Origin of the sequence: Paraburkholderia sp. BR10882 (genome assembly GCF_040948855.1) — a bacterium.
Classification (GTDB): domain Bacteria; phylum Pseudomonadota; class Gammaproteobacteria; order Burkholderiales; family Burkholderiaceae; genus Paraburkholderia; species Paraburkholderia nodosa_A.
Map to the genome: position 1 here is coordinate 14,401 of NZ_JBFPKP010000011.1, position 13,839 is coordinate 28,239.

The following is a 13,839-nucleotide window of genomic DNA, read 5'->3' on the forward strand; positions in this document are numbered from 1 at the left end:
TTTCACGCCAAAGCGATTTACTTCGCTGCAGCCTTCGCCACGTTCGCGTTCGCCGAAGCCACCGCCGTCATGTTGATGATACGTCGCACGGTGGCCGCCGGCGTGAGGATGTGCACCGGCTTCGACGCGCCCAGCAGGAACGGGCCGACCGTCACGCCTTCGCCGCCGATCACCTTCAGCAGGTTGTAGGCGATGTTGGCCGCTTCCACGTTCGGCATGATCAGCAGGTTCGCTTCGCCCGTGAGCGTCGTGCCCGGGAACGACTGCTTGCGGATCAGCTCGGAGAGCGCCGCGTCGCCGTGCATTTCGCCGTCCACTTCGAGCTGCGGATCGCGCGCGGCGATCAGCTCGCGTGCGGCCTGCATGCGCTGCGCGGTCGACGAACGCACGCTGCCGAAGTTCGACGACGAAAGCAGCGCGACCTTCGGCGTGATGCCGAACTTCTCGATTTCGCGCGCGGCGAGGATCGTCATGTCGGCGAGCTGCTCGGCGCTCGGCACTTCGTTCACGTAGGTGTCGCTGATGAAGATGTTGCGGCCCGGCAGCATCAGCAGGTTCATCGCCGCGTAGTTCCCGGCTTCCTTCGCCTTGCCGAACACCTGATCGATGAACTTGAGGTGATAGTCGAAGCTGTTGAGCAGGCCGCAGACCATGCCGTCGGCGTCGCCGAGGTGCACGAGAATCGCGCCGATCAGCGTGTTGAACTTGCGCACCGAAGCCTTCGCTACTTCAGGCGTGATGCCCTGACGCGCACCGAGTTCGTGATACGCCTGCCAGCTCTTCTGGAAGCGCGGATCGTCTTCGGGATCGACGATCTCGAAGTCGGCGCCCGGACGCAGCTTCGAGCCCATCTTCTTCAGGCGCATTTCCACGACCGACGGACGGCCCACGATGATCGGCCTGGCGATCTTCTCGTTGAGCACGAACTGCGCGGCACGCAGCACGCGCTCGTCCTCACCTTCGGCGAACACGATGCGCGCGCAGTTGGCCTTCGCCGCCGCGAACACCGGACGCATCACCATGCCCGAGCGATACACGGTCGCGCCCAGTTGCTCGCGGTAGGCTTCCATGTCCTGGATCGGGCGCGTGGCCACGCCCGAATCCATCGCGGCCTGCGCCACGGCCGGCGCGATCTTGATGATGAGGCGCGGGTCGAAAGGCTTCGGAATCAGGTATTCCGGGCCGAACTCGAGCGTGTGGCCTTCATAGGCCTTCGCCACTTCGTCGCCCTGATCGGTTTCCTCGGCGAGTTCCGCGATCGCGCGCACGCACGCGAGCTTCATCTCTTCCGTGATGGTCGTCGCACCCACATCCAGCGCGCCACGGAAGATGAACGGGAAGCACAGCACGTTGTTGACCTGGTTCGGATAGTCCGAACGGCCCGTGGCGATGATCGCGTCCGGGCGCACCTTCTTCGCGTCTTCCGGGCGGATTTCCGGCTCCGGGTTCGCGAGTGCGAGGATCAGCGGTTTGTCGCCCATCTCCTTGACCATCTCGGGCTTGAGCACGCCTGCGCTCGAGCAGCCGAGGAACACGTCGGCGGACTTGATCGCGTCGCCGAGCGTGCGCGCTTCGGTGTTGGCGGCGTAACGCGCCTTCGACGGATCGAGATTGCCGCGGCCTTCGTAGATCACACCCTTCGAGTCGGTGACGAGGACGTTCTCTTTCTTCAGACCGAGATTCACGAGCAGGTCCAGACACGCGATCGCCGCTGCGCCCGCGCCCGAGCACACGAGCTTCACTTCATCGAGTTTCTTCTCGTCCACTTTCAGGCCGTTGAGAATCGCCGCCGAAGCGATGATGGCCGTGCCGTGCTGATCGTCGTGGAAGACCGGAATCTTCATGCGCTCGCGCAGCTTCTTCTCAATGTAGAAGCACTCGGGCGCCTTGATGTCTTCGAGGTTGATGCCGCCGAGCGTGGGCTCGAGCATCGCGATGGCTTCGACGAGCTTGTCCGGGTCGGTTTCGTCGAGTTCGATGTCGAACACGTCGATGCCGGCGAACTTCTTGAAAAGGCAGCCCTTGCCTTCCATCACCGGCTTGGCCGCGAGCGGGCCGATATTGCCGAGGCCGAGCACGGCCGTGCCGTTCGTCACGACGCCGACGAGGTTGGCGCGCGAGGTGTATTTCTGCGCATCGAGCGGTTCTTCGTGAATCGCCATGCACGCGGCCGCAACGCCGGGCGAGTAAGCGAGCGAAAGATCGACCTGGTTCGAGAGCGGTTTGGTCGGTGTGACCGAAATCTTGCCTGGCCTCGGATTCTGGTGATACGCGAGCGCGCTTTGCTTCAGTTGTTCATCCATTTTCAGGCCTGCCTGGACGTGAGAGGTGAGAGACGTGAGAGAGAATCTTTTATGGTCGTAGGCCCGCCGGCCCGCACGGCACGAGCGTTCCAGCAGGGCCGAATAGTGTACACCTGGCGCCGTTCGCGTCCACGTGGGTCAAAGACTGATACCGGGAATTCGCGCGGCCGATATTGCGGAATAGTTCCGCGCTTTTGTCTTACGGTTGCGCGCTGCTCATTCGAGCGCGGCGCCGCGTCGTTCGGGAATCAGGAAGAGGGTCGCGAGGATGTCGAGCACGTAGATGGCGGCGAGCATGCCGAGCGCCGCTGTGAAGGAATAGCGCGCGGCCAGCGCGCCCACGGCGAGCGGCCCGAAGCCGCCAACGGCGCGGCCGATGTTGAACAGCACGTTCTGCGCGGTGGCGCGTGCCGCAGTGGGATACAGCTCGGAGATGAGCGCGCCGTAGCCGCCGATCATGCCGTTGACGAACACGCCCATTGCTGCGCCGCCGATCAACAGCGCGAACGGCGTGGAAAGCTGCGCATAGACGAATACCATGACCACGGCGCCCGCCTGATAGAACAGGAACGCGGGCCGGCGCCCGAACCGGTCGGCGGCGATGCCGAAAAGCCAGATGCCGAGCGCCATGCCGGCAACCGTCGCGGCGGTCCACAGCCCCGACTTCGTGAGCGAATAGCCAAAGGACTTCGAAAGGTACGCGGGCAACCAGATCATGAGCCCGTAGTAGCCGAAGTTCTGCACCGAGCAGAGCACGGCTACCCCGAGGCTCGCGCGCGCGGTGCGCGCATCGGCCACGAGCATGCGCAGGGCGCGGGGGCGCTCGGCCCTGGCGGCAGCGGCCATGCGCTGCGCATGTGCGATGAAAAGCTCGGGCTCCTCCACGCGCCGCCGCACCACGAACGAGACGACCGCCGGCAGCAGCCCGATGGCGAACATGCCGCGCCAGCCGATCAGCGGGAGCAGCAGCGGCGTGAGCAGCGCCGCGGCCAGCACGCCCAGCTGCCAGCCGAGCCCGACATACGACGACGCCCGCGCGCGCAGTTGCGCGGGCCATGCCTCGGCGACGAGCGCCATGCCAATGCCGAACTCGCCGCCCAGCCCGATGCCCGCGATCGTGCGGTAGACGAGCAAGTCGCCGTAGCCGCGCGCCAGCGCGCACATGCCGGTGAAGACGGCGAACAGCAGAATGGTCCACGTGAGCACGCGCACGCGGCCGTAGCGGTCGCTCAACAGCCCGAACACGATACCGCCCATCACCGCGCCGACGAGCGTCCAGGTGACGAGCGCGCCCGCCTGCGCGCCGGACAGATGCAAATCGGCGCTGATCGCCGGCAGCATGAAGCCGAGCATCAGCAGATCGAAGCCGTCCATGGCGTAGCCGAGCACGGCGGCGACCAGCGCACGCAGGGCGTGGCTGCGCGTGGCGGCGGCAGGGTTGGTAGAAACGACGGTCATGTGGGCAATCCTGAGAAACGTACGTGCACGGGGAGCGCAAACCGGCGTGAGTGTAAAGGCGTGGCCGGGCCGTCACAACCGCGACGCCAGGCGCACATAGCGCAGCGCCGCCGGCGTTCGCGCCCCACATCGCTGCCGGCGCTTGCCCGCGCGACTCGTCGGCAGTCGTCAAGTCGGGTAAAATACCGGCCTACGCGCGCAAGAGAAGCCGTCCGGACCGGGCGAGTCGCCTTGACCCCATGCAGTGAAAAAGGTCAGGCGATCCACGCCCCCGGGCCGCGCACCGCAGACGCCGAAGCCACGCTTCGCGCCCGCCGTGCCAGCGCCACCGGGCCACGCGCCCACCCTCCTCTCGCACTCATATCCAAGGATTCGCCCATGACAGGCTACGATCGCCAGACGATCTCGGACGCAACCGCGAAAATGCTGCTCGAAGTGAAGGCCGTGCACTTCAACGCCGAAAAGCCCTTCATCTTCACTTCCGGCTGGGCGAGCCCGGTCTACATCGACTGCCGCAAGCTGATCTCGTATCCGCGCGTGCGCCGCGGCCTGATGGAAATGGCCGAAGCCACGATCCTGCGCGACGTCGGCTACGAACAGATCGACGCCGTGGCCGGCGGCGAAACTGCGGGCATTCCGTTCGCGGCCTGGCTCTCCGACCGCCTGATGGTGCCCATGCAGTACGTGCGCAAGAAGCCGAAGGGTTTCGGCCGCAACGCGCAGATCGAGGGTCTGCTCACCGAAGGCCAGCGCGTGCTGCTCGTCGAAGACCTGACCACCGACAGCCGCAGCAAGATCAACTTCATCAACGCGCTGCGCACGGCCGGCGCGCAGGTGAACCACTGCTTCGTGCTGTTCCACTACAACATCTTCAAGGAAAGCGTCTCGGTCCTGAAGGACATCGACGTCGACCTGCACGCGCTCGCCACGTGGTGGGACGTGCTGCGCGTCGCCAAGGAGTCGGGCTACTTCGAAACGAAGACGCTCGACGAAGTCGAGAAATTCCTGCACGCACCGGCTGAGTGGTCGGCTGCGCACGGCGGCGCGACGTCGGCGCCGCAGTAAGCGCTCGAATCGCGCTCGCACAAGCGTGAGCGCGTGGCAAAAGGGCCATCTGCCTCTGGGCAGATGGCCTTTTTTCTGACTGGTGCAGCGGTGTAATGCGAACGTCGAGCGAATGTCGAGCGGGGGTCGCGCGGCAGGATCAATGCGCCGTTTCTGCCTCGCCGCCCGCTTCGGGCACATTGGGCGCGTACGAGGAGAGATTGAGCAAGCCATTGCTCTGCGCGTACTGGAACAGTTCGGAGTCTCGATCGAGTCCGAGCTTGCGCATCGCCGTGTTCTTCTGAGTACTAATAGTCTTAATACTGCGGTTCAGCTTCTCGGATATTTCTTTAATCGTCATGCCCGAAACAAAGAGTCGCACGACCTCGAGTTCTCGCTTTGAGAGAATCACTTCATCGGTTTTCCCGCCGCTGTTGATGCGCAGTTGATCGAGCGCGGTCTTGACCTGTGGGCTCATGTATTCGAGATTGCGGCTCACATGCTGCACCGCGAGGCCGATGTGGCTCAGGTCGTCGGATTTGTGCACCACCGCGAACACGCCGAGTTCACCGAGGCGTTTGAGCAACGCGGGATTTTCGAGCATCGTGAGGACGACGATGGGAACGTTCGGGAAGTTGCGCCGCAGGTAGCCGATGAGCGGCAAACCGTCGCCGTACTGGCCGCCCGGCATGGCAAGGTCAGTCACCAGCACGTCGCAGGGACCGGCTTGCAACGCCTTGACGAGTTCGGTGGACTGACGGGCGCGCCCTACTACCTTGATGCCGGGAAAGTTGAGCAGTGCATGTTCCGCACCAAACAAGATCACCGGATGATCGTCGGCGACTACGACCCTGATTGGTTGCTGCATTAGCCCTCCGTGTAGGCAAACCTGCTTGTTGCTTTGGCGCTCGGCCAGTCCACATTTCGCTTGTTGTTCCGGCGTCCGACAGCTCCACGTGCCTAAGCGGGAGAATATACGACTATAACGAAATCCTCCCGCGCACCTGGTACGCGCGCAAGCGAAAGCTCGCTCGCTTATACCGCTATATTGGATCAGATTCGGACCATCGAACAATTCAAATGTTTCCTTCAGAAAAACGTGGCCGGAATTTCACAAACATGCAGGAGAGCTCGCTGATGCGTACTCCATATGACTTTCAGCCAGGTTGCGCGCGCCGTGCGCGCCTATGCGCGTGGCTCGCGATGGCGAGCATTGTGGCGACAGCCAATTTAGCCTATGCAGGCGAAACATTCACAGTATCGAGCGCCGATTTCAGCGACGGCGGAAAAATCGGCCCGCGCCAGGTCTTCAACGATGCGGGCTGCAATGGACCCAACGAGTCACCCAGTTTGACCTGGCGCAATGCTCCCGCAGCCACACGGAGCTTTGCCATCACGATCTTCGATCGCGACGCGCCAGGACGCGGCTGGTGGCACTGGGCCGTCGCGAATATTCCGGCGCGCGTAACGAGCCTGCCGGAGAACGCCAGCGCCACGGGCGCGTTGCGCAAGCTTGGTGCGATCGAGGCGCGCAACGATTTCAACATCGACGGCTATGGTGGACCGTGCCCGCCGCCGGGCAATCCCCACCGCTACGTCGTCACCGTCTATGCGCTGAACGTCGAAGCGCTGCCGCTCGCACAAGGCCGCCCGGCAGCGCTGTTCGATCGCGAGATCAGTGGCTCGACGCTCGGAAGCGCACAAATCACCGTCACGTACGGCCGCTGAGCGGGGGCGGTTGCGCGCGGCGAGCGTCTGAGCGCTTACGGGTAAGCCCCGATTTTTTCCGGACGCGTTCACACGCGCGTCCGCATGACGTCTTAAAATACCGTTCCAGCATCGCCCTGGGTGATGGCGCCCCCAATCCCCGCGTTCAGAGAGACTGAGATGAGCACGAAAGTTTTTGTCGACGGACAGGAAGGCACGACCGGCCTGAAGATTTTTGAATACCTGTCGCCGCGCGCCGACGTCGAGATCCTGCGTATCGACGATGCGAAGCGCAAGGATGTCGAAGAACGCCGCCGTCTCATCAACGCTTCGGACGTGACGTTCCTGTGCCTGCCCGACGTCGCCTCGCGCGAGTCGGCCTCGCTCGTCGAAAACGATCGCACCGTGCTGATCGACGCGAGCACGGCGTTCCGCACCCAGGCCGACTGGGCCTACGGCCTGCCCGAGCTGACCAAAGCCCAACGCGACAAGGTGCGCAAATCGAAGCGCATCGCCGTGCCCGGTTGCCACGCTTCGGCGTTCATTCTCGCCATGCGTCCGCTCGTCGAAGCCGGCCTCGTTGCGCCGGATTTCGCCGCGCACAGCTACTCGCTCACCGGCTACAGCGGCGGCGGCAAGAAGATGATTGCGGAGTACGAAGCAGGCGGCAACGCGAAGCTCGCGAGCCCGCGCCCGTACGCGCTCGGCCTCACGCACAAGCATTTGCCGGAAATGGCGGTGCACGGCGGCCTGAAGTCGGCGCCGGTGTTCACGCCGATCGTCGGGCCGTTCTACAAGGGCCTCTCGGTCACCACCTATTTTTCGCCGAAGCAGCTCACGCGCGGCGCCAAGCCGCAGGACGTGCAGGCGCTGTTCGCCGAGTACTACGCAGGCGAGCCGTTCGTGCGCGTGGCGCCGTTCAACGCCGATGAGAACCTCGACGCCGGCATGTTCGACGTTCAGGCGAACAACGACACGAACCGTGTCGACCTGTTCGTGTTCGGCAACGACGAGCAATTCGTCACCGTTGCCCGCCTCGACAACCTGGGCAAGGGCGCTTCGGGCGCAGCGATCCAGTGCATGAATCTCGCAATTGGCGCGGCTGAAAATACCGGCCTGCATGCCTGAAGCAGCGGGACTCGCAGCGCAAACAAAAAACCGGCTCGCTGAGCCGGTTTTTTTTGCCCCACGCCCTCGTCTTGCGCCAAGGCAAAACCTGCAGACGAAAAAAAGCCCGCCAATGGTTGGCGGGCTGAATCCATATCAGAGGAGACATGGAGGAGACAAGAAGCAGTATATCGACTAGCGTGATGCGATGCAACATGTAAAGTAGTGCGCACCCTGAATGTTGCTTCAAAACAACACAGCCATCATTGTCCTGTCATCGACAAAATAAACATCAGCTGATCGAGCCCCACCGGCCGCACCAGATGCACGTCGAAGCCCGCCGTAAGCGCCTCGTCGCGGTGGCGCGATTCGCCCCAGCCGGCGAGCGCGATCATCAGCGGTACGCGCTCGCCGCTGATCGCGCGCAATGCTCGCACGATCGCGCCGGGCTCGTCCTGCGCGAGCGAAAGCGCCACGATCGCCACGTCGGGCGCGCCGCGCGCAGCCAGGTCGAGCGCCTCATCGAGCGTGCGTGCCACAGATACGCCGTAGCCGAGATCGGCCAGCAAGGTGCTGAGCCCGTCCAGCGACTTCTCGTCGTTATCGGCGATCAGGATGCGCGTCTCCATCCGCCGTTCTCCTACCCTGAAAATGGCCTCGCAGCCGGATCTCCCGCTGGATCCGGTGCGTGCCCTGTCGTCGTCATCGGTTCCCGTCCCACATCGCGGGCGGCGCCGTCAAACCGGTCGCCATCCATCGAGATGCGTCACATTGTGCTCAGCCGCACGCCGGGTCTTTGTGCGTCACCGCGCGGTCGTCTGAAGATTTTGATCGCAAACCACCCCCGGACGTTCGCCGCGCCTCATTGCGCCCTTCATTTCACGCAGACTCGTCAACCGCGGCCCGCGCGCCGCGCGGCCACCTTGCCGAGCACGGCGAAATCGGAGTCGCCGTCGCCGTGCGCCACGGCTTCGAGCAGGCTGTCGCGCAGCACGCTCGCGAGCGGCATCGGCGTTGCGGTGGCGTCGGCCGCGGCCAGCGCGAGCCGCACGTCCTTCAGGCCGAGGCGCGCCTTGAAGAGTGCGGGCTCGTAGCGCCGCTGCGCGATCATGCCGCCGTAGCCCGCATACACCGGGCCCGGGAACGGGCCGCCCGTCACGACGTCGAGGAAGTCGCGCATGGCGACGCCGTAGCCGTCGAGCAGCGCCGCGGCCTCCCCGAGCGACTCGACTGCCGCAGCCAGCATGAAGTTCGCGGCGAGTTTCATCACGTTCGCCTGCTGCGGCACAGCACCCACGCGCCACGTTTTCTGGCCGATCACGTCGAACAGCGGCTGCACGCGGTCGATCGCCTCGGTCGCGCCTGCCGCCATGATCGTGAGCTTCGCCGCCTGCGCGGCGTCCGGGCGCCCGAGCACCGGCGCCGCCACGTAGTGCAAGCCACGCCCGGCATGGGCCTGTGCTAGCGCTTCGGCCAGTGCGACAGAGATGGTCGCCATGTTCACGTGCACGAGCCCTTGTGGCGCATGGTCGAGCAGCGTCGCGTCGATGACCTCGCGTAGCGCGGCGTCGTCGGCGAGCATCGAGAACACGGCGTCGCCGGCGAAGGCCTCGCCCGGCGTGCCGACGATGCGCGCGCCCGCGTCGGCAAGCGCCTGCGCCTTCGCGGCCGTGCGGTTCCACACGCGCACCGTGTGGCCCGCCTTCAGCAGATTGCCGACCATCGCACCGCCCATTTCGCCAAGACCGATAAATCCGATGTCCATCGCCTGCTCCTTCGATTAAAAACGAGGGGAAACCCGGGGCAAAGGTGCAGTACAGCACAAGACGGGCCACGCTGCAGGCGGACCCTCACGCCGCGCGAACGCACGCGCGCTGTGGCGGGCGGTGCGATACTGCTTGGCATGGTCACCGCCACCTTCCGTTTTTACGAGGAGTTGAACGACTTTCTTGCGCGGCCGCTGCGCCGGCGTGCGTTCAGTTGCGCCTGCGCGCGCAACGCCACGGCGAAGCACATGATCGAAGCGCTCGGCGTGCCGCACACGGAGGTCGAACTGATCCTCGTGAACGGCGAATCGGTGGGTTTCGACCATGCGCTCGCGGACGGCGACCGCGTGGCCGTCTACCCGAAGTTCGAGGCGCTGGACATCCGGCCGCTGCTGCGCGTGCGCGACGCGCCGCTGCGCGAACTGCGCTTCGTCGCCGACGCGCATCTGGGCGGCCTCGCGCAACTGCTGCGGCTGGCCGGTTTCGATACGCTCTACGACAACCACTTCCCCGACGACGAGATCGAGGCGCTCGCCGCCGCCGAACACCGCATCGTCCTCACGCGCGACCGCGAGCTGCTCAAGCGGCGCAGCATCACGCACGGCTGCTACGTGCGCGCGCTCAAGCCGCGCGCCCAGGTCCACGAGATTTTCGAGCGGCTCGACCTCGCCGCCAGCGCGCGGCCGTTCCGCCTCTGCCTCATGTGCAACTCGCCGCTGCGGCCGATCGAGCGAGCCGCGGTGCGCGAGCGCGTGCCCGCCGGCGTCTACGACCGGCAGACGCGCTTCGTGACCTGCGACGTCTGCCGGCGGGTGTTCTGGGAAGGCTCGCACTGGCAGCGCATGCGCACGCTGATCGACGGCCTCACGCGCCCCGTGAACGAGGCGCACGCGGCACATGACCGGCTCGAGCGCCACAACGGCCATGAGGGACCGGATCGCGGTGGCGACGCGTAGTGGTATTCACGGGTATTCGATGCGGCTGAATGGCGCTCACGAGACCAGTCGCCGCGATGGACGCACGCGGGCGTTTGCGTACAATGCGCGCCACCGCCCAACACCGGAGCACGACATATGGCCATGAAGAAAACCGACCTTGAGAAGAACAAGGCACTGAAACTGATGCAAGCGACGCACAAGAGCGGGCCCGACCGCTTCGGCAAGGGTGCGGCGCAACCGGCGCTGGACCGCCGCGAACAGCGCAAGCTGGACCAGGCGCAAGGGCTCGTGCCCTTCGCGTGCAAGCTCAACGCCGATCTCGTCGAGAAGCTGAAGGCGCGCGCCGAGGGTCATCCCGGCGGCGTGAACGGCCTGCTGACGGAATTGCTGGAGGCCGGGCTCGCACGCGAAGCGTCCTGAGTTCGCACCCGCGGCGAACGCGCAAAAAAAGCCAGAGCAGTTGCTCTGGCTTTTTTACGACTGAAGGGCGCTTTAGTTTGCCTGGCCCTTGTCTGCCGTACCGGCGGCCGATGCGCCTTCCGACACAGCGGCACGCTTGCCGTGGTGCTTGAGTTGCTTGTGCTGCTTCTTGGCCTTTGCGGGCGCGCTGGCTGCCGGTGCGGTCGCAGCGGGAGCCGAAGCGTCTTGTGCGAATGCCGAAGCCGTGACCAGTGCGAACGATGCTGCGATGAGCGAGGCGAGAATCTTTTTCATCTGTTGTTCCCCAAAACCTGACAAATAATGACCGGCACGTTGTGAATTAGAACAGCGTGAAACCGCAAAACGATCCGCTTGCCGATCTGGGCGGGCGTTTCGCGCGAAGCAGTATTACGCAGCGTAGGGCGTTTGTCATCCGCTAATGGCCGGGTGTATTTTCCGGGAGACAATTCCCTTTCAATTCGGATACGATCGGCCTTTACGCGTCCGTTTTCCGGATGTTCGTTGTTTTTTCACGTAATACGCTGAATTGGCCTGCTCCAAGTGAATTCGGGCCAGATTGACAGTTCCCCGCGAAAAGAGATCTCCGCTTGCAATCCGCCTCCCGCCGCCACCTGCGCGCCAATCTCCTGATGCTGACCGCCGCCCTGATCTGGGGCTCGGCGTTCGTCGCCCAGCGCCTGAGCCTCGACGCCATCGGCCCATTCCTGTTCACCGGCCTGCGCTTCCTGCTGGGCGCCGGCGTCGTTTCGGTCTTTCTGCTCGCACGCCGCCGCACCAGCGGGCGCGGCGCTGCGGAACGCGGCAACACGGCGGCGCCGGCGCTGTTCAACGGCGCGCTGCTGCGCTCGGGCACCGTGCTCGGCCTCGTGCTGGCCGTCGCCATCTCGCTTCAGCAGATCGGACTCGGCTACACGAAGATCGCCAACGCCGGCTTCATCAGTTCGCTCTATGTCGTGATCGTGCCGATGCTCGGCGTGCTGCTGCGCCATCGCACCGGCGTCGGCACATGGCTCGGCGCCGCGCTCGCCGCGGTTGGGCTCTACTTCCTCAGCATCAACGAGCACTTTTCGGTGATGTACGGCGACTGGTACCAGCTCGGCTGCGCGCTCGTGATCTCGATCCAGGTCATGCTCGTGGGCCACTACGCGCCGCGCCACGATCCGCTCGCGCTTTCGATCGTGCAGTTCGTCGCCTGCGGCGTGGTGTGCCTCGCGATCGGGCTCGCGTGCGAACCGCTGCGCGCGGCCGACATCGTGCGCGCCGCGCCCACCATCCTTTATGGCGGCGCGCTTTCGGTAGGCATCGGTTATACGCTGCAGGTCGTCGCGCAGCGCGACGCCGCGCCCGCGCACGCCGCCGTGATCTTCAGCATGGAAGGCGTGTTCGCCGCGCTCGCGGGCTGGGCCGCACTCGGCGAAACGCTCACGCCGCGCGCACTCGCCGGCTGCGCGCTCATGCTCGCCGGCCTGCTCGCCTGCCAGCTCCTGCCGGCCTGGCAAGCGCGCATGCTCGCGAAGCAGCGCGCCGCTGCGCAACCTGCCGAAACGGCGTAAAAACGCGCCATGATTTTCTGGCGTTGATCTCGCGCTCCGCACTATTTCGACAAATGGCGTCGCTTTCGAGTGACGCCATTTTTTTCGTGTGGATAACGCGTAATTGCGTCGCGCCGAACCAGGTTATCCACGCCCACCTCTGGACAACCTGGGGACGACCTGGCGAACGACCTGTGGACCACTTCTTGATAACCACGCGCCTGGCGTTGCGGCCTGAAAAGTTATCCCAGCAGCTCGCAACGCGTACAAGCTTTGTCCGCATGGCTATCCGTTTTGCATCGGTATGAGCCGACAGGCAATTTTCGTGTTGTCCACAGTTAATGCCAGGACTTGTTAACTGCTACTACTTATAAATATAAATACTGAAAAGACTATGGGGATATACCGACGCTCGCTGCGCTCGCGTGCTGCGCATTCGCGCAAAGTCATTCCATGCTGTGTTCAAGTGTCCCACGCATGCGCAATGAAAAAAGGCGTGCCCCGAGGAGGCACGCCCTTGCCGAATGCATCGCGTGAGGAACACCTTGGGGCTAAACGCCCGCCATCATCCGCTCGATCGTCGGCTCGAGATCGAGCAAACCGATGGTCGCGGGCTTGGCCTCGACGACGCCAAAGCATTCCGTGCGCTGTGGCGCCGGATCGACGAGGAAATTGCGCGCGTAATGCCCGCAACGCGCAGGCGGCAGAAGCCGCTCGGGCGGGATCACCTCGAACGCCGTCCCCACGGCGATGAAGAGATCGTCCGGCGTCATGTCGCTCTGAATGCGCCAGAGCGTCTCGTACTCGGGCGCGGCCTCGTTGAAAAACACTACACCGGGCTTCACGCCCTCCACCTGCCCGCAGGACGGACAGGCCGCTTGCGGATCGAGCGCGCGGCCGGACACGGGAAACCGATAGTCGCAATCGGTGCACAGCAGCGAAATCATGTCGCCGTGCAGATGCGTCACCTGGCGCGCGCCGGCCTGCTCGAGCATGTCGTCGATGTTCTGCGTGACGAGATGCACGCGCTCCGTGCCCCAGGCGTCCTGCCACTTCGCGAGCCGTTCGTGGGCGGCGTTCGGGCGCGCGTCGCCGCATTCGGCGATGCGCTGGTTGTAGAAACGGAACACCGCGGGCCGGTTGCGGCGCCACGTGAGGTAATTGCAGACCTCGTCGATGCTCGCATGGGACCAGATGCCGTCGCCGGTGCGGAACGTCGAAATGCCGCTTTCCGCAGACAGTCCCGCACCGGAAAACACGAACAGGCGGGGGAGTCTGCCGGACTGCCCCGGTTGCCGGGATTGCGCCACGTTTGCCACTTTCGCCTCCTTGATCGAACGGCGACATTATGACCGTCCAGCGGCGTTTCGGCAGAGGTTCGCCATGGCGGACAGGCGCATGGTCCCGATGAGCGCGCTGTGCGCCCCCAGAACCGGCGCAGGGCGTCTGATCACCCCTGACCACGCGCCGGGTCGCGGCAGCCGCTTGAGAGGCCTCTCAACGCCTTCTGCCGCGATCGGCCAATAAAAAAGGGATGCCGCTA

At 64.6% G+C, this 13,839-nt stretch carries 13 protein-coding genes; 6 read left to right on the forward strand and 7 right to left on the reverse strand.

Going from position 1 to position 13,839, the window contains the following annotated elements; genetic code table 11:
- Positions 1-17: 17 nt before the first annotated feature.
- Together AB3X99_RS25415 and AB3X99_RS25420 are read right to left on the reverse strand one after the other, a co-directional pair.
- A complete protein-coding gene (locus AB3X99_RS25415; RefSeq protein ID WP_368618507.1) occupies positions 18-2,303 on the reverse strand; it encodes an NADP-dependent malic enzyme in 2,286 nt (761 codons plus the stop codon).
- Between the two features lie 216 nt (positions 2,304-2,519).
- Positions 2,520-3,761, reverse strand: a complete 1,242-nt coding sequence (locus AB3X99_RS25420) for an MFS transporter (protein WP_368618508.1) — start codon at positions 3,759-3,761, stop codon at positions 2,520-2,522.
- Between the two features lie 378 nt (positions 3,762-4,139).
- On the opposite strand from AB3X99_RS25420, the gene AB3X99_RS25425 reads away from it, so the two are divergent.
- On the forward strand, positions 4,140-4,826 hold the full coding sequence (locus AB3X99_RS25425; RefSeq protein ID WP_028203433.1) for an orotate phosphoribosyltransferase: 687 nt from the start codon (positions 4,140-4,142) through the stop codon (positions 4,824-4,826).
- Between the two features lie 139 nt (positions 4,827-4,965).
- Here AB3X99_RS25425 and AB3X99_RS25430 read toward each other — a convergent pair whose 3' ends face one another.
- Positions 4,966-5,673 carry a response regulator gene (locus AB3X99_RS25430; protein ID WP_069264237.1) on the reverse strand — a complete coding sequence of 236 codons (708 nt, stop codon included), beginning with the start codon at positions 5,671-5,673 and terminating at the stop codon, positions 4,966-4,968.
- Between the two features lie 335 nt (positions 5,674-6,008).
- On the opposite strand from AB3X99_RS25430, the gene AB3X99_RS25435 reads away from it, so the two are divergent.
- Complete coding sequence (locus AB3X99_RS25435; RefSeq protein WP_368618582.1) at positions 6,009-6,533, forward strand: YbhB/YbcL family Raf kinase inhibitor-like protein; 525 nt, start codon at positions 6,009-6,011, stop codon at positions 6,531-6,533.
- Between the two features lie 159 nt (positions 6,534-6,692).
- A complete protein-coding gene (gene argC, locus AB3X99_RS25440; RefSeq protein ID WP_069264239.1) occupies positions 6,693-7,640 on the forward strand; it encodes an N-acetyl-gamma-glutamyl-phosphate reductase in 948 nt (315 codons plus the stop codon).
- Positions 7,641-7,882: 242 nt separating this feature from the next.
- On the opposite strand, the gene AB3X99_RS25445 is transcribed toward argC, so the two are convergent.
- On the reverse strand, positions 7,883-8,248 hold the full coding sequence (locus tag AB3X99_RS25445) for a response regulator (RefSeq protein ID WP_368618509.1): 366 nt from the start codon (positions 8,246-8,248) through the stop codon (positions 7,883-7,885).
- A gap of 263 nt (positions 8,249-8,511) precedes the next feature.
- Positions 8,512-9,384, reverse strand: a complete 873-nt coding sequence (locus AB3X99_RS25450) for an NAD(P)-dependent oxidoreductase (protein ID WP_069264243.1) — start codon at positions 9,382-9,384, stop codon at positions 8,512-8,514.
- 138 nt (positions 9,385-9,522) lie between these two features.
- Between AB3X99_RS25450 and AB3X99_RS25455 the strand changes: the two genes are divergently transcribed.
- Entirely contained in the window at positions 9,523-10,341 is an 819-nt protein-coding gene (locus AB3X99_RS25455) for a Mut7-C RNAse domain-containing protein (RefSeq protein WP_069264244.1), read from the forward strand.
- Positions 10,342-10,458: 117 nt separating this feature from the next.
- Positions 10,459-10,743 (forward strand): hypothetical protein, encoded by a 285-nt coding sequence (locus tag AB3X99_RS25460; RefSeq protein ID WP_069264245.1) that lies wholly within the window; start codon positions 10,459-10,461, stop codon positions 10,741-10,743.
- Positions 10,744-10,815: 72 nt separating this feature from the next.
- Here AB3X99_RS25460 and AB3X99_RS25465 read toward each other — a convergent pair whose 3' ends face one another.
- A complete protein-coding gene (locus AB3X99_RS25465; protein ID WP_028203426.1) occupies positions 10,816-11,037 on the reverse strand; it encodes a hypothetical protein in 222 nt (73 codons plus the stop codon).
- Positions 11,038-11,351: 314 nt separating this feature from the next.
- Here AB3X99_RS25465 and AB3X99_RS25470 point away from each other — a divergent pair, with 314 nt between their 5' ends.
- Positions 11,352-12,317, forward strand: a complete 966-nt coding sequence (locus AB3X99_RS25470) for a DMT family transporter (RefSeq protein WP_141710658.1) — start codon at positions 11,352-11,354, stop codon at positions 12,315-12,317.
- 530 nt (positions 12,318-12,847) lie between these two features.
- On the opposite strand, the gene AB3X99_RS25475 is transcribed toward AB3X99_RS25470, so the two are convergent.
- Positions 12,848-13,615, reverse strand: coding sequence for a Sir2 family NAD-dependent protein deacetylase (locus AB3X99_RS25475; protein ID WP_342949232.1), 768 nt, complete (start codon positions 13,613-13,615; stop codon positions 12,848-12,850).
- Positions 13,616-13,839 lie beyond the last annotated feature (224 nt).